Source organism: Prevotella vespertina, assembly GCF_009728485.1.
In the GTDB taxonomy this organism is placed as follows: domain Bacteria; phylum Bacteroidota; class Bacteroidia; order Bacteroidales; family Bacteroidaceae; genus Prevotella; species Prevotella vespertina.
Genome location: NZ_VVIQ01000002.1, coordinates 269,048 through 291,971 on the forward strand (window position 1 = coordinate 269,048; position 22,924 = coordinate 291,971).

Below are 22,924 nucleotides of genomic sequence, written 5' to 3' on the forward strand. Positions count from 1 at the left end.
CAATTTGCTCGCATATAAACACAACAGGGGTATAAGCGTGTATAATAGGGTTATTTATTTGCTCGGAAGGTAAGTACCTTTGCACAGAATCTCACAAACAAATATGATATGTCAATCAGCTCAATAGTCCATTTATACAAAAGAATGCTTATTGTCGGCTTTCTTTCGTTGTGGTCTTTTCCTATGTTTGCACAACTGCAACCAACAGAAATAAAAGTTATTGATTCAGAAAATGGGAACAGTATAGAATTTGCCGCCGTACAATGGAAAGGTTTGAATGCTCCAACGTACACGAATGGTACGACTACAAACAGGAAAGGTATTGCAAAATTAAATGCATCAAGTAATCAAAAACTTATGCTTATGGTAAGTTATGTCGGTTATCAGACCATTACCGATACGATTACTGCAAATGGGATGCGTTATACCATAAGACTACTCCCGGAATCAACAGAGCTGGCAGATGTAGTCGTAGTAGGAAAAACAAGAGCACAAATACTCAGAGAGTCACCTGAAGCAGTTTCTGTAATAAATGCAAAAGAACTTCAAGGCAGATCTATTTCGTTAGAAACCGTTTTGAATAAAACCATAGGTTTGAAAGTTGGGCAGACTGGCGGTTTGGGAAGCAGTTCGAGAATTATTGTTCATGGATTGGAAGGAAACCGCATTCAAATCTTATGGGACGGAATACCAATGAGTACTTCTGACGGGGCTTTTTCTCTTGATGAAATTCCGATAGACATTATAGAAAGAATAGAAGTCTATAAGAGTATCATACCCGCCCGTTTCGGATGTGATGGATTGGGGGGAGCCGTCAATATCGTTACTAAAGAGTTTAGTACGGATTATTTAGATGCCTCGTATGAATTCGGATCTTACCAAACACACAAAGGAAGTGTCTTCTCTCGCAAGAATTTTCCAAAGAGTGGCATTCTACTCGGTGCGGGAGGTTATTATACATCTGCAAAGAATGACTACTCTTTCAGAGTTCCCGAGAGAGAAAATCTGTTAGTAAGACGTGACCACGACCGTTTTCGTTCGTATATGTTGAAGGGAAAAATTGCTTTCACGAAACTTTGGCTCGATGAGATTAGTACCGAGTTCGGGTATTACAATCGTTTCAATGAAATCCAAGGTATCTTAAAAAACATACAACATGCCGAAAACAAATCAGGAATGTTTATGTTGGAAAACAAATTGATAAAAAGCGGAATGCTGAACGACCGCCTTAACTTTGAGTCCCATTTCTCCCTTTCACATACAACAAACAATTTTGTGGATACGGCACGAGTTAATCACGATTTCGAAGGAAACATATATCCGAGTCCGAATGGGCAGGGAGAAACAGGGGATGTTCCTCACAACTCGAATGACAAAGGATTGGAAATCAATGAACGTATCAATTTTGATTACAAATTGTCCGCCAATCACAGTTTGAATCTGAACACACTTATTAACTACGCCAGAAGACAACCGAGCGACAACATTGCAAGTCAGCATGCAGGTTTTGTTATCGGAGGATTTCCCAGTAAAAAGACCAGTTTCATTTCGGGGTTGACTTGGGAGTCAAAACTCTTTGATAAGAAACTGACGAATATGCTCTCCGCAAAGTATTTCCACCTCCATTCCGAGATAGAAGATTTGACTTCATACGAGATGATTGAGGCTCCGAAGAAAAAGAACAATACGACCTCACAAATAGGCTGGATAGAGGCTATAAAATACGAGCCCTTCAGAGGTTTTCACTTGAAAGCATCTTACCAGCGGGCAATACGCCTTCCCAATTCACAAGAACTATTCGGTGATGGTATCATCACCTTTCCTGCAGCCGGATTGAGACCAGAGAAAAGCCACAACTTCAATCTGGGGTTCTTAATAGACAAAAATGATGTCCTCGGCTTATCGCGATTGCAATTTGAAGTGAACAGCTTTTATATGCAGGTAAGCGATATGATAAAACTGATGAAACAACACATGGCAGCCGGATATGTAAACGCAGAAAAGGTACATATTAAAGGTATAGAAACCGAAATAAAATTGGACATATCGCCAACGGTCTATGCCTACGGAAATCTAACTTATCAGGATGTGCGTGATGTCTTGAACTATTTACCCGGTACCCAAGCCCCCAATCCGACAAAAGGATTGCGACTACCGAACATTCCCTATTTGTTCGCCAACTTCGGGGCGGAGTATCACAGCAACCGATTATTCAAGAATTGGTATGTCAAGGCTTTCTGGGACGGCAAATTTACTGAGGAGTTCTTCTACTTCTGGGAACTTACCGAATTACAGAAACGACGTATTCCCCGCAGTTTCGTCAATGACATAGGGCTATTGTTGACCTACAAAAGCAAATATTCCGTAGCCTTGGAATGCCATAATATAATGAACAAAGAAGTTTGGGACCAATTCCGCCAACCATTGGCAGGACGGACACTTCACCTCAAATTCAGATATGTCTTCTCAAAAGGAATTTTCTAATTTAATAAATATAAAAAGATGAATACAACAATTTTCAATCGTATAGCTTTTTCTGCTATGCTGGTCGGCTTCATAGGGCTGACATCTTGTAACAAAAATGATGAACCTACGCCTACTCCTCAAGAGGTGCAGCAACATTTCACCTTTGTGCATTATGTGGACAAAAGTGCTTATGTAGGGACATTCAGTGATTTGACTCCTCAAGCGACCGACAATAAGAAAGCATTTGAATTCGGGTTCGGTTGCTACCTCTTTGCTAAGGGTAATACAGTGCTTGTACCCGAAGGGAAATTCGGGGATAAGATACATAAGTTTACAAGAGGTGCCCATGGAGAACTGATAAAAGCAGGTACTATGACATTTGAACAGATGGCTCAACCCGGAGAAATTAACTTCGTTGATGAACAGCGGGCATACGTTGCTTTGCATGGACGTGGAAAAATTGCGTTAATCAATACTTCAACATTGCAAAAGGAAGATGAAATTGACCTCTCATCTTATGCGGTTCAAGACAACAATCCTGATCCCGGCTGTAATGTCATCCGTGATGGAAAGATGTATGTTGCCCTCAATCAGCTCAATTCGCCTCATACCTCCGTACCGGGTACTGGAGCAGAGGTAGCTATCATTGACCTCAAGACGAAAAAGACTGAAGTTATCAAAGATAACCGCACAAGTGTTGTAGGATTGTTCCGCCATTCTGACGCATTCATAGACGAGCGAGGTGACATCTACTTTTACAGTGCGGGCAACAACTTCAATGTTGCCGATAAGGAAGGTTTCCTGCGTATCCGCAAAGGAAGCGACAAATGGGATAGCGATTATCTGTTCAACCTATCGAAGACAACCATAAAAGGAATAGGCAAAACAGGGCAGTATATGATTAAGTCTTTCTATGCAGGTAATGGTATTGTGTATAGTTGCGTGAAAGTAACGGATACAGAATTTGGAATACTCAAGAAAGACTTCCAACCTGTGAAAATCGACATTTGGAACAAAACCATCGAAAAACTTGATTTGCCAATGACCGACAGCAATGGCTCTTTTGCTATAACTCGCTACAAGGACTTCATCGTCTTTGGAATGATATGTAACAATGGTACGGGGTATTACACCTACAATACCAAGACAGGCGAATGCTCGCAAAAACCAATTGTTACTGCCATAGGAGTTCCTTCAAGTTTAGTCGCATTTGAGTAAACTCTCATTAAAAACATTTCTCATGGAGCTATTGATTCTTTTTTGAGAGTAATACGGATAAAAACTTGCGATAAATCAAGTTTTTATCCGTATTTGTTTGTAACTTTGCAAAAAGACATGATAAAATGACCATAGAATTTTGTGCAATCAATAAGCCTGAAGATTGGATGGAGATGGTTGCCGAACAATTTGGCACATCAGTAATAAACGATGGATTTACCATTCCTTCTTCTATTGGTAGTGGATTCTTCAAACAATATTATCCTCTGCCATGGCTAACATTGACTTATATCAGTTTCGTAGCATACGAGCCGATAACTATGATACGTCGCTCGGTGGAAAACTCGAAATGGATTCCTGTCATGTTCTATATCAATGAGCATAAACACGAGCAGATAATTGGAACAAGTACAAAAACGGTCGGAGTGGACACGCTCGATGGCATTTTCATGCCTTCAAGTAGCATCCCGACTGAGTGGAGTTTTCCTCCAAAGAAACGATACGAAAATATTACACTGACTTTCAATAAGGATTGGATTGAAAAGATTGATGCAGCACATGAAACCTATATCGGTCGGCTTCTCCAATCGGACAAGGCTTTTTATTTGTTTGAGACCATTACACCTGCAATGCAACAGGTCTTGGATAACATTAAGTCTATAACTGAAATCGACAATCCTTTTTCAACGCTTCATTTGCATGGAAAAACTATGGAATTACTGACAATGTTCCTTGAAAAGCTCGAAAAACGTTCGGAAGTAAAATCTCTTGCCAACCTAAACTTGAATGATGTTGAATCAATATTCCGTGTTCGTCGCCAGATTCTTCAAAGTCTCAGTAATGTACCGAGTATTCCCGAATTGGCGCGTGAAGCCAATATGAGCAGTTCCAAATTACAAAAGTGCTTCAAGCAGGTTATTGGAAAAGCCATCGCAGAATATGCCCTATCCGAAAAGATGGAATGGGCAAAACGACTGCTTTCCACTCGCCTCTACTCGGTGTCAGAAGTAGGCTATAAAGTTGGATATACTAACCTCAGTCATTTCACAGAGGCTTTCTGCAAATATCACAGGATGAAACCTAAGCAATATCTTGATTCATTATAAGTTTTACACAAATATTACTTGCATTTTGAGGGTTATTTTGCCCTAAACAATCTTTCGAACTTAGCCTGCAAAAACATCAGGCAATGAAAATAACGACATTTAAGTTTCATTTTTTTGCCAGAGTAACAATTTTATCATTGTCTTCTGGTATTTCTGTTTATTATTTAGTCGAACTCTTGTATGCTCTCGACACCTGCAATTGTATCAGTAATGGAGAAATTGGTATGGAGGAATTGGCACACACACTCTCTGAAATCTTCGGAGTGGAGATAAAGAACTGCTACAACGTATATATGAATATAAAGCATCGCAAAGATGACAGTCGCACTTATTTTTTTGACGAACTCCGTGAAAAAATCAATAAGCGGATGGTGGGGAGCGACCTGAAAGGCGGCAAGTTCAAGAAGTAGTAAATCAAAAGGGAGATATTCCGACTCTGGAATATCTCCCTTCATTCATTCTTTGATAAGCACTTCCAACTTTTTGGCTATATCCTCTGAGGTTGGAAGCACTTGTTTCCGTATTTAATGCATTATGAGAAAATAGGCTATAATATTAATATACTCAATTTTGAACGAAATCGTTGTGAGATTTACAGAGATCATACCTTTGATTCTTATTGGGAATAATCAAATCCATAATTAATGATGTATAGATGAAAGGATTACATTTTGATTAAATGAGCAAGCTTCGGATCATTCTTAATACGCATAATCTCTAAATCAACTAACGAGAGAATTTCTTCCTTGATTTTGCGATAGTTAGCTTCGATGGTCTCTTTGAGATTATCGGAGCCATCTTTATTTGTAAAGTCTACTATCACAGGTATGGGCTGATAGGCTTTCATCTCAGCAGAAACCTTTGCACTATCAACTACTATCTCTGCATGGAAAATCTTTTGGTCGATGCGTTCGTCGAAGTTGTCGGAAACAGCACCCACAAACATTCCTTGTGTGAGGTTAGAAATCTTGCTAGCAGGGATTAGACTATCCATCTGTGTGGAGATAGAGGTGGACTTGTCATTGCGGTTGATGGTCATGGATTGGCGTTGCTGGAGCACCTTTCCAAACCGCTCAGAAAGGGTCTTGGCTGTTTCTCCTACCACTTGTCCAGAGAATACGTTACCTACAGTGTTCTGTATTACCTTGCTCTCCTTGTCTCCATAATCACGGGTAAGTTGTGAGAAGTCCTGAAAGCCCAAACATACGGCAACTTTATTGCTTCGTGCAGTAGCTATGAGGTTGTCAAGCCCACGAAAGTAGATTGTCGGCAACTCGTCGATAATCACTGAGGATTTGAGTTGCTTCTTCTTGTTGATGAGCTTCACAATACGACTGTTATACAAACCAAGTGCAGCCGAATAAATATTCTGTCGATCAGGATTGTTACCCACAACAAGGACTTTCGGCTCATTAGGGTTATTGATGTCAAGTGAGAAATCATCGCCTGTCATCACCCAATAAAGAGCAGGTGAAATCATGCGTGATAGCGGTATCTTGGCACTGGCAATCTGTCCCTGTAACTGGTCCTGAGCTCCACCCTCCCATGCGTCCATAAAAGGAGAAAGGTAGTTGGCAAGTTCATCGTAGGAAGTGAGTATAGGAAATATCTGTGCGTAGGGACGGTTGAGAAATTCGACGGCATGAGGGAAGGTGCAATACTTTCCGTTCTCATAGATTTTCAGAAACCATATAATAGCTGCCAATAGGATAATCGGCGACTCCACAAAGAAATCTCCCTGCTTCTGTATCCACGAGCGGTTCAAGTTGAGCATGATGGTGTAGGCACTTTCGTAAGCGTCCGATATATCCGTCATAAAGGCAGGATTGATGGGATTGCACCGATGCGATTTCCTCGGATCGTCAAAGTTGATTACATAGAACTGTGGCTTCATCTTGTAGGCATCCAAGTGATTAAGTAGGTGATTGTAAGCTATCTCTGAAAGGTCGGGAAATTTATAGTCGTAGATATACATGGCAAAGCCTTTCTCTATCTGCTGCTTGATGTAGTTGTTCACGATAGCGTATGACTTACCAGAACCCGGTGTACCGAGCACCATTGAGGCACGAAATGGATTGACTACGTTTATCCAACCATTGTTCCACTTCTTCTTATAGTAGAAGCGTGTAGGAAGATTGACAGAGTATTCATTTTCCATCAACCGCGTTTCCTGCATAAAACTCTCGTTCTCCGTATTAAACACATCGTCCATCAGGTTGTTCTTAAGCAAGCGGCTCATCCATACACCTCCCATCAGCAGACAGATATAGCCAACGGACAGCGTAAATATATAGAGGGAAGCTACCCCGATCTTGCCGATGGGCAATACCAACAGCCACCAGTTGAGAAAGAAGAATACAAAGCCAGAGAAAAGCACCGACCAAATCTTCGGCCACGTGATTTTCTCTTCCTTCACGCCCTTTGTTCCCAAACATGAGAGAGCAAGAAAAACCACGCAAAAGAGTTTTGTCCAGAGGATAGACGAAAATAATCCCGTCGTTCGCTGGAAATTTATCAGAATCTTATCCACAATACCGAGCGTAAAGCCCCATGTATGGAACGCTTCGTAGCAGAACCAATAACAGTTGATAAGGAGAAATATCACTGATATACCCCGCATAAAGTCCATGACCTTACCCAATGCTCTTAAATCATCTTCTTGTGCCATAATTATATTGTTTTTATATTTGTTGTATTATCGTTATTTGAATTGCATTTGAATGTTATTCAAACATAGTTTAAAATACCTTACCTATCTTTTCCTCCGCCTGAGATTGACTTTGTTTTGCCTGCGGAGTTTACGCTGCCACGCCGCCTCCTTCCAATCATCGTTGCCCGTAGACAGGAAAGAACCATCTGCCATATCCTCGATAAGTTCATCGACAAGGTTGTCGCTTTCCTCCGTATTTAGCTGCGAAGGGTGAACGGTTGCAGATTGATCCAAACGGGCAGACAGATTGCCATACAGCGTTTCATCTAAGAATGGATTACGTGTTGGATTGGAGAAATAGCCATTGAATACGTTAGCGGCATATCCCTTACCCAATCGGGAGCCATTGAGTGCAACACCCTGCTCATCGTCAATAAAGGTAATGCCATAGATACGACCGCTTTCGTTCTTTCGGATTACCACACGCAAGCCTTGTTCCTCCAATCTTTGCCGAAGTTCTTTCTCCGTATTGGGAGAGGTACGCATAGTTTGTAACACTTTGTTCCTGACGGTTGGTATCAGTGGTTTGACGTTTTGTTTCGACTTCTGCATCCTGTTCTGTACGGCAGTATAGCCCACACCACGACCGATGTCTGAGGCGTGGATGGGGGTGCCTGCCTTGTTGCCCTTTTCATCAGTTGGAACATAAACCAGTCCGTCATACTTCTTTCCCCGAAACTCTGTCTTCACTTCTTCTACTGCAAGATGGTATCGGGAAAGAATGGCATTCAGCTCTCCTAATGAGCAGAACTTATAATGTTTCAGCACCATGCGAAGGGTACTTGCCACTTGCTCCTTGATATTTCCTCTGGTGGTATCAATTTTGGGCGTTTCTTTCATCGCCTTGTCAATAACTTTTGAACTTGGAATGAGACCAAATTTCCTCTCCAAGGCATCGGTAATCTGCTTGCTCCTTCGCTTTTCAAACTTGTCGTTGATTTTCTTTCCCTCACCGTTTATCCGAAGCGATACGATGTGGATATGCTCACGGGCGATGTCGTTGTGCTTGAACACAATATAGGGCTGCATGCCATAGCCGAGTGCCTTCATATATTCTTTGGCAATCTGCGTAAGCGTTTCATTGGAGAGCTTCTCATCTGGATGCGGATTGAGGGAGCAATGAAATACCATCTTTTTTGTTCGACATTTCTCTGGAATAACTGCTTGCATATCGGCAAATACTTCAGCCATCGTATAAGTTCCCTCTTTGTTTTGAAACAAGCCTTGGGCAAGGAGAATGCTTGCTTCCCCTTTCTCCACCTTTTTGAAGTTGTAGCCGATAGCCCCTCCAAGGTTTTCCGTTGCAGAAATCTTCGCTATCATTTTTTGCGGTAATCTATGGTAAGACTGATAGCCTGCTCCTGCAAGACAATGATTTGAGCAGACAATTTCTCCAACCTTTCAAGTAGGATTTGTGCCGTCTTCACGCTGTGATAACTGTTGATGGCACGCACGGTTTGGTTATACAGCACGCCAATCTTATGGATTTGTGCCGTCAATTCTGAGAGCTTCCGGTAATATTCCACTGCGGATTTATCCACCGTAATCACCTTGAAACTCTCTCCAAGAATGCGAGCGCGTACGAAATCCGACTTTGTTTTTGCCCCCGAACGCTGAAACAAATCTATCGCTCGTTGCTGGTCTTTGGGGTTGGGCAACCGTACATGCCAGTTGTCCCAACGTGGCTTTTCTGCCGTCTTTTGTTCTGAACCGTGTTCCGTTTCCTTTTTCATATTCGTTTTGGCTTCTAATTACGACTTTGGAGTAATTTACTCCCCCCTTCGGGGCAAGGGTCTTTGTGGTACAAACAGCGGTTTGTGTTACAAAGACACACCTTGCCAATATTAAGAGTTGATACGATTGAAGTATCCACCCTTTTGGGGGTGTCTGCTTCGGGACGTTACCTCCATGTATTATTCTCGCCTGCAAAGTTACGGCAGATTTTCAAATATCTCATTATCAGCGATATTCACTCTTTTTCCTCCTATTTCCCTGCATTTCATCGCTGTAATAAAATCAGCAGAAATATCATTTATTTTGCAATCAGAACGAGCGAACAATGGTATGATAACACAAGCAAAAGATATATCATATTACCGGCTGCTTGCACCAAAGATGACAAGAAGGAACAATACATATTCATAACAATTTATTGTCATGACAAACTATTGTCAATACAACAAATTGTAAGAACTTGAAATCGTCCTTTTGGACTATCGCCCGAACCATACGCAGTCAGAGCAAACTGTCTGCTGATGACTCTTAATAATGAGAGAATATCCAAACATCAAATAGACAAATAATATGAACTAAGAAATTATCATTATGGAGAACAAAGAACAACGCCCCCTTTTTCTGGGCTTCTCTTCCCAAAAGGGAGGAGTGGGAAAAAGTACTCTTGCCGAAATCGTAAGCAGCATATTGTACTACGAGCAAGGCATCAACCTCTTCGTGATGGACTGCGACCTGTCGCAAGACTCTTTCTACAAACTGAGGGAACGTGAGAAAAGTATCGTTCAGGAGAGCGAAGAGCTTTCCAAATCCATGCAAGAGTACTTTCATCACCTTGGCAAAAAAGCATACAGAATTTACAAGTCTGCACCCAAGGAAGCCGTCAGGACTGCACGAAGTAAAATCGACGGAATCAGCAACGAGAAGTACCAGTTGGTTATATTTGATTTCCCGGGACATGCCGGAACAACCGAACTGATGGAACTGTCCCTTCAGATGGACTATATCCTTTCTCCGATTGAAGCCGACATTCAGTCGCTGGTTTCATGTCTGGCATACGCCAAGACTATCACGGAGATTGGAGTTTCGATGTCCGACTCTCGGATAAAGGACATTATCCTGTTCTGGAACAAGGTGGACAGAAGAGTAAGGAACATCATCATCGATGAATATACAAAGCTCATCGACGAATACGAACTCACGATCCTGCCCGGCTATGTATATGCCACGCACCGCTTCTCTCACGAACTTTCCACATACGGACTGCGCGGAGTGTTCCGCTCTACCTATCAGCCTCCTGCAAGGGGATTACGAATGGGTACAGGGCTGGACGAACTCGTCAATGAGATAATTCAACGTCTCAAACTAAAAACGAAAACAGAAAATGGCAACGATTGAGGAAAGAAAGCAACAGCTGGAAAACAAGCTGAAGAAAATGGCAGAGGACAATGTCGTGGTAAAACCTGTCACGATACCAAACTCCTTCGACCCTTCCGAGAATACTGAGTCCTCCCCTGCAACATCAGGGGAGGAAGACAATAATTTAGAAGAGACGAAAGGAACGAAAACAGCAAAAGAAAAACCGGTAGATGAAATAGAAAGAGAGGAAACGGGGAACACGGAACAGAAACGGGAAAGGAAGCCGAGAATGGAAAAGCCCGGCGTGTCCTCCCTTTCCATAGAGGACTACCGTTCCCTGTACTTTCATCCCGTCCGCTCCCAAATGCGGACAGCCTTCTCCATTAATCTGGAAACGCTGCAGAACCTGCGCAACGTGTTGCAGGACTTGGGGGAGCGTGTTTCCATAGCCGCATATATAGACAACATTCTTAGGGAACACCTGCGTGAACATTTGGAATTGCTCAACAGTGCGGCAGCAAAACAAAGACGCAAGACAACAATAACACTATGATGGAAACAATACTTTTCAGTTTTATACTGATACTCATCATCATTTGGATAATGCTGGGTATCCTGTACTTCTATATGCGGTATGTATCTCCGTATGGCATCCTTATCAAGAAAAATAAAAAGGGCAATGAGCAGACTAAGGAGAATGAAGCGACGAAGGAAAAAGACGGACAAAAAGGAGTAGGAAAAGAAGATCAAGCCGAGTTTGTACTGATTGGCAAAAGCCGTTCCATTTCCCCTATTATCCCACAAGTTCCCTCTGCTTCTTCATCTGAAAATTCAGAGCAGAATAGTAATAATTTTGCACCTCAGAACTCCGAAAAGAAAGAGGACATGAAGGAAGAGGACAACGAGATGGACGTTGATTTCGAGATGGAGCGAGTTGATGAGGATGAGGTCGCCCGTGAGGAATTAATTCTGCCCATTGAGTCCACATCGGACGAAACCGAGACGTCAGGGCAGTCCGTCCTCGCACGTGACTTAGTCCGCCTGCAAAAATGGGCAAAGAACTGTGAGGAGGCTGATGAGAAAGATGTCAAAGAGACCATTCGGCAGCTTCAAGACTCAGATCTATTGGATAAGTACAAGGAGAACATCGCCAAGATGCAGGGTGAGCAAACTTCGCTATTGGAGAAAATCCGTAAAGCGGAAGAACAAAGCGAGCAACAAGCAATGTTGTTTTCTCAAAACTCAATACCGGCAGATTCAAGCGCTTCTGACATTTCATCCGATAATGACGATGACAAGCCTCTTTCATATTATCTGTAAACAATCAACGATGGAAGCGGGAAAAGAAAACGGCTCATTAACAGCTACAAGGTTTCCACATGAAAATGTGCCTCTCTTTCCCCTTCCTTTTAAGAACAAGCAATTTTATCACACTTAAAATTATAACATACAAATGAACAAAAAAATTACACTGATGATGCTCCTGCTGATGACTGCCACCATAGGAGCATACGCACAAGGCAATGGTATTGCCGGTATCAATGAAGCTACAAAAATGGTAACCTCCTACTTCGATCCAGGCACGAAGCTCATTTATGCCGTAGGGGCGGTAGTGGGGTTGATTGGAGGCATTAAAGTGTACAACAAGTTCTCAAGTGGTGACCCCGATACGAGCAAGACCGCAGCCTCTTGGTTCGGTGCGTGTATCTTCCTCATTGTGGCAGCCACTATCTTGAGAAGTTTCTTCCTGTAAGCGATGGCTGCATTTGAAATCAACAAGGGTGTAGGCCGGACGGTAGAGTTCAAAGGCTTGAAGGCGCAGTATCTCTTCCTCTTTGCAGGAGGATTACTGGCAGTCTTTATTCTTGTGGTCATTCTCTATCTCTGTGGAGTCAGCCAAGTTACCTGTCTTGTCATAGGTGTAGTGGGTGCCAGCCTTGTGGTATGGCAAACGTTCACCATGAACAGAAAGTACGGGCAATACGGTCTGATGAAGAAAGGAGCGGTAAGGTTGCACCCACGCTACCTTGTGAACCGCCGTACGGTCTGCCACCTTATTCGTAACCTTCAACCAAAGAAAGCGAAGCAATGAGACGTACTGTTGAGGTCTTTGACCGAAAAAATAAAAGCAAGATAACGACCCTTGAATCGAAGTTTCCGCTGCTCTCCGTCGAGCAGGGCTGCATGGTGAGCAAGATGTACAGCAAACTATAAATATATAATTCCATTTTCTGAATATTCAAACTCAATTATCGTTTTAGGAGTTTGTAAAGTTTTAATTTCCCCCGGAAATATTTTTGTTTCCCCTTTATCTGGATATACAGTAATAGTAAATGGTATATTATCTACGATATCACGTTTACTGTACAAAACTACTTGAACTTTGTATCTCCCTATAGGTGCATTCTTACCTTCTTCCCAATAGATGTTTTCTTGTGGCGTTCGAGAATACGGGGTAGAAGCATTTGCATCTATATCCAACTGACCTTTAACGCCATTACACACGTGATTTCTGCTATTATAATAGATTTCGTAGCCATCAGGATCAAAAACATGTAAGTCTAAATCATCAATGGTATTCCACTTTAAATTAATTTTCAACGAGCCTCTACCACCTTGTGTTTCCACTTGAGAGGTTTCTTGAATCGTCCTAATCTCATCTTTGGACTGTTGAACATCTCTATTTAGATTGATCGTTTCTTCTTCAACTTTATCCAAACTTTTTTTCAACAGTTCTTCTTCTCTTTGTAGAGATTCTTTTTTTTGACTTATATCTTTTTGCTTTCTCTTTCTTTCTTCTTCTGTAATATCTTTATTTTCAACTATTTGTTGAGCATATGCCTGGACTTCTTGATGGCGTTTATTGATATCTTTTTGTTGTTTCTGAATTGTTTGTTGTTTAATCTCTAACTTCTGTATTTTTTGCATGTTTGAATCTATAAGTTTTCTTCTCTCTTCTATAGCAGTTGTCTCTGCTGCAAAATCTAAACTTTGAGTTGATATACTAGTATCGCTAAGATTAATGTCCAAATCTTGTATTGCTTTAGAAACTGTAATGTATGAAGGGGATAAGGATTTTGCTCGACTGATATTCTCGTAAATGTCCCCAATGCGTTTCCTCGCTCTTATAACAAGCTCCTCACTAATGTATTGCTTAAAAGAGCTTCTATCGTACTCTGGACGTTCAGGAACAACACTTGGCATCTTACTAATAATTTGACGTCCCCTAATGATATACTGAAATTCTTTTGTAAATGATTCGATTATTTTTTTGTCATCTTTAATTACAATCATATTTTCGCGATTTACCGCTTCTGAAAAGAATGTCCAGTTATATGAACCAGTCATTACTATTTCATCATCAATAATACAAAACTTGTGATGAAGCATATCAGGATACTCATATAGGTATATTTTTAATCCTTTTTCAATAAGTTCATTTAAATTTAAACAATAACCACCATTGTTAATAAGGTCATTATTCGTAACAAGTACAACTTCAACACCATTTTCAAGCTTATGCTTAATTATTTTAAAGATATTAAAATTCGTAAACCATGCCATTGCTATTTTTATAATCTTTTTTGCAGATATAATATTCTTAGCCACAACTTCACCTATCTGATCAAAATAGCATTCTACATTTGTTATGCTTATTGGTTGAATTCTTATGCCTAACCTTTGAAGGATTGTCGCTTGTTTTTCCTCATCAGCCCCAGACCAAAGTTCTCTTATGCCTATATTTGAAAAAAAAGGTAATAATCCTTCATTCCAAAATTTTTTCTGAAAGGTAGATGTAGACATTTTAAAAAGCTCTTTTGTCAGACTCTTTTTTATCTTGAGTTCTTTATTAACTAAAAGAAGTGATTTTGCTAAAAAAAATTTTTCTTCGCTATCAATAACTTCACCTAAAGAGTTATAAAGGTTCTCAAAAAGAGACAAGTTAAAATCTTTATCATATTCAGAGAACAATGCTTTTACTTCTACTTGTTTATCTTCTATAAATTCTAATTTCTTATACGAAAATAAAGCCTTCCCACACTCATATTTATCGAAATATAATGCTATATTTCTCTTTTTATTATAAGCCTCTTTCAAAATAGAAATATCTTGGTAGTTGTTTAAAAAAATAACATAACCTCGCATTTTAGATGCGATATCTTCTACTTCAAAAGTTCTCTCATTTGGTATGTAATTTAACAGTTTACATAGGATTTTGTCGTTTCTCTGCATAGTCTTTTATATTTATTAAATTAATCACTAATCATCTTATAATAAAGTGTAATAGTAAATTCGCAAGTAAACTAATAGAAAATAAAAGTAATAACTACAAAAGTAATTATTAGTTTTGATAATTCATTATTTATCTGCCATAAATTTACCTATATAAGAATAAGATGCATACTTTTAGACAACACTGGCTCTCTTAGGTATATATTTCGTGACATAGAGATCTGAAATCTAATTATTTCATTTAAGAGTTATATGAAATGGTATATTTTAAATAATAGTGCATGGATATGTCAATAAATATATAAAATAGATTAAACACCATACTAAGACTCTTGAAATTGTCTTATAGGACAATTCAAATTCTCTTATAAGACAATTTTAATTCTCTTATAGGACAATTTTTGCTGTCTAATAGGTATTGATAATCAGATAGTTACAGAGGTGGATTTTGAGCTATGAAATGCCATAAAAAAGATGTGCAGAAGTAAAATATTCTGCACATCTAAATGGGTTACTAAACCAACGATTTTAGCTACTTAAGGATGAAAATTTTCGTCTATATCTGGACCAGAATGTTCTTCTGGTTTAGGCTTCTTTCCATCTGTAGCATTCACGATGTCCTCCTGTGGTGCAAATTCAAGAAGACGGGCATCAAGGGTATCGCGCATAGTTGTACTCTTCGTAAATTGTACATTAACCTGCTTGATAAGTTGTGCGCCTTTCTTCTTAGCTTCAGCTGCTGTCGGAGCACCTTGCGATTTCATTGTGAGGCGGAACGAACCTAAATCACCAAGGCGAACTGTATTACCATTTTCTAATGCCTCCATAACCTCGTATTGCAAAGCATCTAAAACGGCTTTAACGTCGGCACTTGAAACGGTTGAACGTTTTTCCACACGCTTTACTATCTGTGCAAGCGACATCGGTGTGGTTGGTGCCATTTGCGGATAATACTTAATCTCGTTTTTCTTCAGCGGATTTTTCTTCGCTTGAATTACATATTTTATCATATCCTATAAATTTAAGGAGGTTAGTAATGAGCACAAAGGTAATGATTTTTCTTCATAATCAGCAAAAGACAAATAATATTTTCTAACATTTCTTGAAAAATATTTTCTGGAAGAATTGCTTTTATGGAGGCGGAGTGTGCAGAGACAGCAGCTTCTACGGCAAAGATAGAAAACTCTATGCATCGCTATGAGGAGAACAATCGCCTCTTAAACTCCTTTTACGCTCCCGACCCACACGAGCAGGAGCGTGAAGCCTTGCGCTCGGAGATAGATAACCTCAAAAAGGAACTCTCTGCCAAAGACAGCAGGGAGGACAATGAAGAGAAACGGTAGCTTGCCTTGATGGAAAAGAGCTATCAAATGGCAGCGAAGTATCTCCCTAAAGCATCAACTCCACCTACCTTCAATAATGGTCTGACGGCAAGAAAGGAGAAGACGGAAGACACTGTAGGTGGCTCTGATGTCGCTAAGGGCAAGACCATGCAGAACGAAAAGCCTGCAATGGAAGTTCTGCCGGAGCGTAGGCAGATAGTTTCTTCACTTGACCAGCCTATGAGCGATGTGTACTTTATGGAGGAATACGGCAAGAAGGCTCGTAATATGGGCTTTCATTCGCTTGCAAGCACGGCTGTACCTACAATGCGCAATACGCTGAAAGTCGTAGTGGACAGGACTACTGTTCTTAAGGAAGGTGACAATGTCGTACTCCGTCTGCTGGAAACTGCTAAGGTACAGGGGCTGCGCATTCCACGGCAGAGCCGACTCATAGCCGTCGCCAAGATTGAAGGCAACCGTATGCACCTGCTTATCAAAAGCATTGAGGTAGACGGGCATATCATAGCCGTCAAGCTCTCGGCATACGACATGGACGGACAGGAGGGTGTGTATATACCAGGCTCGGAGGATATCAATGCGCTTAAGGAAGTCGGGGCGAACATCGGTGGTTCAATGGGAACATCTTTTACCTTCGCTTCCTCTGCCAAGGACCAGATTATCTCCGAGGCTGCCCGTGGGGTGATGCAGGGTGCAAGTCAGCTGCTTCAGAAGAAACTGCGTACTATCAAGGTTACGCTCAAGGGTGGCTACCGCCTTTTCTTGGTTCAGTCCAAATAAAACAATCAAAAATGATAAGTAAAAAATAACATCAAATCAAAAGGAACAATGAAGAAAATTATTTTATCAATGGCTATGCTTGCCATGGTGGGAGCAACAGCCACAGCACAGGAAAACAATGATGGTCTCACACCAAGCCGTCCGCTTACTTCGGGAGAGCTCTTTCAAGGTATGAGCCGTGCTATTCCAACGGGGCGTGTCGTCCTGCCATACGGCTTGGACGTAACCTTTGACAAGACCGTGCATCTTATCTTCCCTTCTGCCATTCGTTATGTAGACTTAGGTTCACAGAATATCATTGCAGGAAAGGCAGAGGATGCAGAGAACGTACTACGTGTAAAGGCTTCAGTGAAGGACTTTGAGACGGAAACCAATATGAGTGTCATCTGTGAGGACGGCTCTTTCTATGCTTTCAACGTAAAATATGCCGATGAGCCGGAGAAACTCAGCATAGAGATGAAAGACTTTCTTTCTACGACAGAAGGCAGGCTACCAAGCAATCGTGCCGACATCTATTTTAAGGAACTCGGCAACGAGTCTCCCGTATTAGTAAAACTGATGATGCAGACTATCTATCAGAACGACAAGCGTACCATCAAACATATCGGTGCACAGCAGTTTGGTATGAAGTTCCTGCTTCGTGGCTTGTATGCCCATAACGGCTTGCTGTATTTCCACATTCGTATGGAAAACTGCACGAATATGCCATACTCGGTGGACTTCATCACGTTCAAGGTGGTGGATAAGAAGATGGCAAAGCGCACCGCTATACAAGAACAGCTATTACAGCCAGTTCGTGCCTATCATCAGGTGATGCAGGTGCGGGGTATGGGCAGTGAACACACTGTGTTTGCACTCGAGCAGTTTTCTCTTGCAGAAGACAAGCAGCTTGAAGTGACACTCTATGAGAGAAATGGCGGTCGTACACTGACTTTTTATGTGACGGCAGAAGACCTGCAACTGGCAAAGAAGATTGATAACCTCAAACTGAAATGGTAGACATTATGAAGAAAAAAATCATTTTATCGGTTTGTGCAGCGGTGGCCATGACTTTCAGTCTGCCATCGCAGGCACAGCGACTGATACCCAAGCAACGTGGGATTGAAGTCCTGGGTAGTATTCCTCTTATCAAGGGTGAGAAACTCTTTGCAGGTGATAACTTCGGCATGGGAGTATCACTCACCCGCTATTTGAGTCGTGAGAACTATACCTTTGTTATGGCAGAGTATGAACAGCAGAATATGCCGTACAGAAGTTATGACGTAAAACTCAAAGATGCACTCTTGCAAGTGGGCTATATGCACCCTGTTCTCTCCGACAGGGGTAAGAATGTGTTTCTTTATGGTGGCATATCCGCTTTGAGTGGCTATGAGCAACTGAACAAGGACAAAAGGCTGCTGCCTGATGGGGCAACACTGCTCGACCGTTCCCGCTTTGTCTATGGCGGTGCCGTGCATGGTTCGGTGGAAGTGTTCCTAACGGACAGGGTTCTCTTTCTTGTAAAGGGGCAGGGACGTTTCCTCTTTGGAACGGACGTGCATCGTTTTCGTCCGGCTGTTTCTGCAGGATTAAGGTTTAACTTTTAAGTAGAAGAAAAGATGAAAAAGATATTGAATACGATATGGGTAATGGGTGTGCTGACCCTTGCCGTGTTTTGCCTATCTGCTTGTGATAGGGATTTGGATGTTCAGCAGTCTTATCCGTTTACGGTGGAGACAATGCCGGTTCAGAAGGACATTATAAGGGGGCAGACGGCTGAGATACGCTGCACGCTGAAGCGAGGCGGTGAGTTTGCTGACACTCGCTATACGATACGTTATTTCCAGTCTGACGGCAAAGGCTTGCTAAGAAATGACAATGCTACTGTCTTCAAGCCGAACGACCGTTATCCGCTGACGAAGGATGTGTTCCGCTTATACTACACTTCTCTGTCATCTGACCGCCAGACGATTGATGTATATGTGGAGGATAGTTTCGGCAGGGTTCAGCAGCTGACCTTTAGTTTTAACAACGAGCGGGAAGAGGGCAAGGACAAGCCTGCATCTTCTCGTCACTAAAAGCGTAATGGATGCGAACGATAAATTCTTTCATTTTACTTTGTGTATTCTGCCTGTTCTGTCAGCCGATCCTTGCACAGCGCAGGGTGCGGCTGGCAGACTTGCCTCCTTTTGAGCGTGCAGTAGTTGTTGTTAAATACTTTGAGGGACTTCATAATAAGCCGAAGGATTTTCCTTATGTAGGGTATGGTCATCAGCTGCAACCAGGAGAGCACTTCACGGCGGATATGACGGAACAGCAGGCAGACTCCCTGCTCCGTGCCGACCTTTGGAAATGTTTTGAACACTTCAAGAGGTATGGTAAGGATGCCCTGCTACTCAGCCTACTTGCCTATAATGTGGGTGTGGGGCGATTGCTTGGATATGGTAAGCACCCAAAGAGTAAGCTACTGTGAAAGATAGAGGCTGGAGATAGAAACTTCTATTGGGAGTATGTTTCGTTTTGCCGATATAAGGGTAAAGTTTTGAATGGGTTAGTCAAACGCCGAAAGGTTGAGTTTGCGTTGTTCTTTATCATCTGACTATATTAAACCAAGAATTATTCCTATGATGTTGTTTCTATTTTGCTGAAAAATTGTAACTTTGTATTACGATTAAATAGGATAAGCAATGAATAAAGAAACAAAAAAGGTACTCTTCGTCTTATTGAATGAGTACACAGATTGGGAAGGTGCTTTTCTCTCTACAGCCCTTCATGTTGGCGTAATACCAGGTAGTGAAATCAAGTACAGAGTGCATACAGTTGCTCCGACATTAGATGCAGTCTGTTCCATTGGTGGATTCAAAACGTTACCTGATTATTCTTTTGAGAATATGCCCAAAGACTATGCAGCCTTAGTCCTTATCGGTGGCAATCGATGGGATTCACCTGAAGCAGAACTTGTTGCGCCATTGGTACAAGAAGCATTGGATAAGGGTAAAATAGTAGGAGCGATATGCAACGGAGCATCGTTTCTGTGTGCTCATGGCTTCTTGAACAACGTAAAACATACGGGTAATGGTCTCGACCAACTTAAACAATGGGGTGGTGAAAGATACACGAACGAAACAGGATATGTGAACGCACAGGCTGTAAGTGATAAAAACATCGTTACAGCAAATATTACTGGTCACTTGGAGTTCACTCGTGAAATGCTCTTACTTCTGAAAGCCAATACCTCGGAAAAGATTGCAGCTTGGTATGACTTTTATAAGAATGGATTTGTAAAATAGTAGTCATACTACTAAATAAAATTGATACGTGGAGTACATCGTCTCCACGCATCAATTTTATAGTTAGCAATCACACATACATCTTATTTTATGGATGCGGTTCTGGCTGAGGTCCTGGATTGGGATGTTCCTCACCAGACTTCTTGTCAGGTGCTGAAACACGTTCGTAGCTCACGCCAGTAAGTGTAAAATACTTCTTTGAAGGGGTGAGATGTACCACAGGTTTCGTAATATGAACCTTTGGGTTGAACTCCGTTTTTCCCTTCTCAACCAATTTACTCTGGAAAGAAGGTGTAAGTGTCCCGATGTCTCCGAAGTCTACAATGTCTCCGTTCTCAACGTGCTTCTTTGCTATCTCAGCTGCAAGTCTGAGAACAGCCTCGACTTCTGCACCTGTGAACGTTGTAGCGTGTGCCACTTCATCACAGAAACTACGATGATCAACTCTCTTTCGTCCTGTAGGATGAGCCTGCACAACGATTTTCCCTTTCAAATTTCCAACTGTTCCTTTACGCTCCTTTAGCGTATAAGCAATGGGTCTGTTCGCCATAGTCATTAGTGTTGCCCCCGATTGTTAAGCCTTTGGAGGCTGGGGCTTTATCCTCCTCAACTTGTTAGTAGATTTATATCACAAAGGTAAGAAAACATTTGACTATCTCCAAGAAAAGCACATACTTTTTTTGACACTTATCAACCCTTTTTCGCAAAGGGGTTCACCTAAATGAGTAAAAACATCTACCTATTATCAGAAAACCGTCTACCTTTTCCGCCAAAAGGGTCTACCTTTTCTTTTAAAAAGGTCTACCTTTTTCGCCGAAAAGGTAGACCCTTTTTGAAGAAACTGACAAACCTCTTCTGTAGATTTGGATATGGTTAATTAATAACCCTAATGAGAATATGCAGTATTTGGCTTTCACCTTGTCCGCCAATTTTCAATTCATCCGCATAGTTGTAGATGATGTCCTCAATCTCTGTCTTCATATCTCTGATAATTTAATGGTTCATACTTTATGCTGTTGCTTTCATTCTTCGGCTTATAAGACCTCGATTGGCATTGACAAGGTTTACAATTTGCTCGTGATATTCCGTATTCTTGTTGCATACCCCACGACTTTGCACCACTTCCAATGTTCGTAATGATACTTCAATGGTTTCTATTCGCTTGCCTTCAATGGTAGCCGAAAGGATAAGGGAGTCCTCCTTGAGGTAATATGCATTTGAAAATACGCAATGGTGCATTGATACACCTTCATCTAAATGCTCCTGCACGCTCTCTAATACGTGGACTTGGATTGTGCCGTCCGTGAAAGCGATACCAAAAAACTTGGATTTGAGTTCCTTGAAACGCTTTTCATCTTCCATTGCTTTTTTTTGCTTCTGTTCTATCTCCTCCCTTTCACGCACTCTGAGAAGTTCCTCGTGTCTGCGGTCGTGTTCGCCTTTAAGGTCTGTTGGGCATAAATATTTTGGATTATGAATATCCTTTCCTAATCTTCTAAGTGTATCTATATAATCACTCCAAAGAGAAATGTCTACTATCTCATAGCCATTACGGACTGCAATCTTGTAGGACTGCCATAGTTCCTCAAAAGTCCTCCTGTTGCCAAGAAAATAAAGCAAATGGTCTGTACGACCTGCCTTTAGCAATGTTTCCACACGGCTGTCTGTAAGCAATGCAGGAATAAGATGGGTAGGCACGATGCCATAGAAATTATCCTTAAAACCATTTCTGCGAAGTATGTCTGTAACCTTGAACTTCGGATATATGGGTGAGTAGGCAATATACTGATAGGCTTCATTATCGTTGCGTATCGCCATAGGACTATAATAGGAAAAGGTATCAACATAGTGTCCCAATACCCTCTGTATGCCAACCACAGTTTTTCGTCCCTGCATATTCCACCAATACTGCCCAATCTCAATTATAGAAGTCTGTGCTTTGTAACCTTTCTCCATACCCACAATAAGTAGGAACATACGTAATACTTGAAACTCTCCACAAGTAGTAAGTATGGTGAAATACTGCTTCTGCTGCAACTTGCGCTCGTATGTTTCCTTGACCTGCAACTTTGCCCTGCAATGAGGGCAAGTGCAAGTTTCTCTTTGTTTGTCCATTACCCAACTATGCCCACAATCCATACAAGTGGTGCGACCTTTTGGCAAGCGGTAGGCGAAGTGGTCTATACACTCACGGAATGCCCACTTGTCTTGTGTCTTGGTTATTGGACGAAGATACTTACTTTGTTCCAAAACTGCCTTCTCAAATTTGTTTCTCGGTTTCATAGGCTTAAAAATCAAATAGTGATGGTTGTACTTGGGTTGCTATGCTCTCGGTCTTTTTAACTCGTGCGTTACGGCTCTGTAACTTGGCAAGTTCCTCACGCTGATATTGCTTAATAGCTTCCTGCCTTGCTTCGGCTTTTTCTTCCTCTGTGAGTTCTACAATGTGATTGACGGCAACTTGGCAGGAAACAGACTTACCTACTTCTATATCGTCCTCATCGTAGTAGTGAATAGCCATAGAGAAGATTTCATCATCATCAAAGCCGTTGCAACCGCTTTTCTGTACTTCATTAAGAATGTAGGTGATGCACTCCTCGATATTCTTGTTTGGCTTCAATAAGTTAGGGGCAAATAATGGGTCTGTCATAGCACGCTGATTAAGATACTCGGCTATTGTCCGTGTGAAATGTTCTGTTCCTTTCATAT

At 41.5% G+C, this 22,924-nt stretch carries 21 protein-coding genes and 3 pseudogenes; 16 read left to right on the top strand and 8 right to left on the bottom strand.

What is annotated here, in order from left to right; translation table 11 throughout:
• Positions 1 to 108: 108 nt before the first annotated feature.
• From F0475_RS02760 to F0475_RS02775, 4 genes are all read left to right on the top strand, one after another.
• Positions 109 to 2,484 (top strand): TonB-dependent receptor, encoded by a 2,376-nt coding sequence (locus F0475_RS02760; protein WP_107624681.1) that lies wholly within the window; start codon positions 109 to 111, stop codon positions 2,482 to 2,484.
• 18 nt (positions 2,485 to 2,502) lie between these two features.
• Entirely contained in the window at positions 2,503 to 3,684 is a 1,182-nt protein-coding gene (locus tag F0475_RS02765) for a hypothetical protein (RefSeq protein WP_021826135.1), read from the top strand.
• A 125-nt stretch (positions 3,685 to 3,809) separates the two neighbouring features.
• Positions 3,810 to 4,790 (top strand): helix-turn-helix domain-containing protein, encoded by a 981-nt coding sequence (locus F0475_RS02770; RefSeq protein ID WP_115084315.1) that lies wholly within the window; start codon positions 3,810 to 3,812, stop codon positions 4,788 to 4,790.
• 83 nt (positions 4,791 to 4,873) lie between these two features.
• Positions 4,874 to 5,200, top strand: coding sequence for an RteC domain-containing protein (locus F0475_RS02775; protein WP_026292577.1), 327 nt, complete (start codon positions 4,874 to 4,876; stop codon positions 5,198 to 5,200).
• Between the two features lie 254 nt (positions 5,201 to 5,454).
• Here the strand turns inward: F0475_RS02775 and mobC are convergent, their stop codons facing one another.
• The 3 genes from mobC to F0475_RS02790 all read right to left on the bottom strand — a co-directional run bounded on the left by mobC (position 5,455) and on the right by F0475_RS02790 (position 9,233).
• Positions 5,455 to 7,458, bottom strand: a complete 2,004-nt coding sequence (mobC, locus tag F0475_RS02780; protein WP_155715271.1) for a conjugal transfer protein MobC — start codon at positions 7,456 to 7,458, stop codon at positions 5,455 to 5,457.
• An 84-nt stretch (positions 7,459 to 7,542) separates the two neighbouring features.
• Entirely contained in the window at positions 7,543 to 8,823 is a 1,281-nt protein-coding gene (gene mobB / locus F0475_RS02785; RefSeq protein WP_155715272.1) for a conjugal transfer protein MobB, read from the bottom strand.
• The gene (locus F0475_RS02790) at positions 8,820 to 9,233 is read right to left on the bottom strand and encodes a plasmid mobilization protein (protein WP_018968344.1); all 414 of its coding nucleotides are present in this window, start codon (positions 9,231 to 9,233) and stop codon (positions 8,820 to 8,822) included. The genes mobB and F0475_RS02790 overlap by 4 nt, the downstream gene beginning before the upstream one ends.
• Before the next feature lie 592 nt (positions 9,234 to 9,825).
• Here F0475_RS02790 and F0475_RS02795 point away from each other — a divergent pair.
• The 6 genes and pseudogenes from F0475_RS02795 to F0475_RS12010 all read left to right on the top strand — a co-directional run.
• Entirely contained in the window at positions 9,826 to 10,629 is an 804-nt protein-coding gene (locus F0475_RS02795; RefSeq protein WP_155715273.1) for a division plane positioning ATPase MipZ, read from the top strand.
• Positions 10,616 to 11,143, top strand: a complete 528-nt coding sequence (locus F0475_RS02800) for a DUF3408 domain-containing protein (RefSeq protein ID WP_155715274.1) — start codon at positions 10,616 to 10,618, stop codon at positions 11,141 to 11,143. The genes F0475_RS02795 and F0475_RS02800 overlap by 14 nt, the downstream gene beginning before the upstream one ends.
• Positions 11,140 to 11,910, top strand: coding sequence for a hypothetical protein (locus F0475_RS02805; RefSeq protein WP_155715275.1), 771 nt, complete (start codon positions 11,140 to 11,142; stop codon positions 11,908 to 11,910). Before F0475_RS02800 ends, F0475_RS02805 begins: the two co-directional genes overlap by 4 nt.
• 133 nt (positions 11,911 to 12,043) lie before the next feature.
• Positions 12,044 to 12,343, top strand: coding sequence for a DUF4134 domain-containing protein (locus F0475_RS02810; RefSeq protein ID WP_004342556.1), 300 nt, complete (start codon positions 12,044 to 12,046; stop codon positions 12,341 to 12,343).
• 3 nt (positions 12,344 to 12,346) lie between these two features.
• Positions 12,347 to 12,682, top strand: coding sequence for a DUF4133 domain-containing protein (locus F0475_RS02815; RefSeq protein WP_155715276.1), 336 nt, complete (start codon positions 12,347 to 12,349; stop codon positions 12,680 to 12,682).
• Positions 12,679 to 12,786 (top strand): annotated as a pseudogene (locus F0475_RS12010) (DUF3875 domain-containing protein); the annotation flags it as partial. The gene F0475_RS02815 and the pseudogene F0475_RS12010, both read left to right, overlap by 4 nt.
• 12 nt (positions 12,787 to 12,798) lie before the next feature.
• On the opposite strand, the gene F0475_RS02825 reads toward F0475_RS12010, so the two are convergent.
• Positions 12,799 to 14,823: a phospholipase D-like domain-containing protein gene (locus F0475_RS02825; RefSeq protein ID WP_155715278.1), complete on the bottom strand. Its 2,025-nt coding sequence runs from the start codon at positions 14,821 to 14,823 to the stop codon at positions 12,799 to 12,801.
• A 536-nt stretch (positions 14,824 to 15,359) separates the two neighbouring features.
• Positions 15,360 to 15,833, bottom strand: coding sequence for an HU family DNA-binding protein (locus F0475_RS02830; RefSeq protein WP_155715279.1), 474 nt, complete (start codon positions 15,831 to 15,833; stop codon positions 15,360 to 15,362).
• 117 nt (positions 15,834 to 15,950) lie between these two features.
• On the opposite strand from F0475_RS02830, the pseudogene traM reads away from it, so the two are divergent.
• The 6 genes and pseudogenes from traM to F0475_RS02860 all read left to right on the top strand — a co-directional run.
• Positions 15,951 to 16,946 (top strand): annotated as a pseudogene (gene traM / locus F0475_RS02835) (conjugative transposon protein TraM); the annotation flags it as partial.
• Positions 16,947 to 16,994: 48 nt separating this feature from the next.
• Positions 16,995 to 17,945 (top strand): conjugative transposon protein TraN, encoded by a 951-nt coding sequence (traN, locus tag F0475_RS02840; protein ID WP_155715280.1) that lies wholly within the window; start codon positions 16,995 to 16,997, stop codon positions 17,943 to 17,945.
• Positions 17,939 to 18,532 carry a conjugal transfer protein TraO gene (locus F0475_RS02845; RefSeq protein ID WP_155715281.1) on the top strand — a complete coding sequence of 198 codons (594 nt, stop codon included), beginning with the start codon at positions 17,939 to 17,941 and terminating at the stop codon, positions 18,530 to 18,532. Before traN ends, F0475_RS02845 begins: the two co-directional genes overlap by 7 nt.
• A gap of 12 nt (positions 18,533 to 18,544) precedes the next feature.
• Positions 18,545 to 19,003, top strand: coding sequence for a DUF3872 domain-containing protein (locus F0475_RS02850; RefSeq protein WP_155715282.1), 459 nt, complete (start codon positions 18,545 to 18,547; stop codon positions 19,001 to 19,003).
• A gap of 11 nt (positions 19,004 to 19,014) precedes the next feature.
• Positions 19,015 to 19,524 (top strand): annotated as a pseudogene (locus F0475_RS02855) (glycoside hydrolase family protein).
• An 88-nt stretch (positions 19,525 to 19,612) separates the two neighbouring features.
• Positions 19,613 to 20,215 carry a type 1 glutamine amidotransferase family protein gene (locus F0475_RS02860; protein ID WP_006045095.1) on the top strand — a complete coding sequence of 201 codons (603 nt, stop codon included), beginning with the start codon at positions 19,613 to 19,615 and terminating at the stop codon, positions 20,213 to 20,215.
• 88 nt (positions 20,216 to 20,303) lie between these two features.
• Here F0475_RS02860 and F0475_RS02865 read toward each other — a convergent pair whose 3' ends face one another.
• From F0475_RS02865 to F0475_RS02875, 3 genes are all read right to left on the bottom strand, one after another.
• Complete coding sequence (locus F0475_RS02865; RefSeq protein WP_004384181.1) at positions 20,304 to 20,765, bottom strand: HU family DNA-binding protein; 462 nt, start codon at positions 20,763 to 20,765, stop codon at positions 20,304 to 20,306.
• 458 nt (positions 20,766 to 21,223) lie between these two features.
• Positions 21,224 to 22,498, bottom strand: coding sequence for a PcfJ domain-containing protein (locus F0475_RS02870; RefSeq protein ID WP_155715283.1), 1,275 nt, complete (start codon positions 22,496 to 22,498; stop codon positions 21,224 to 21,226).
• A gap of 4 nt (positions 22,499 to 22,502) precedes the next feature.
• The gene (locus F0475_RS02875; RefSeq protein ID WP_155715284.1) at positions 22,503 to 22,922 is read right to left on the bottom strand and encodes a PcfK-like family protein; all 420 of its coding nucleotides are present in this window, start codon (positions 22,920 to 22,922) and stop codon (positions 22,503 to 22,505) included.
• Positions 22,923 to 22,924: the final 2 nt, after the last annotated feature.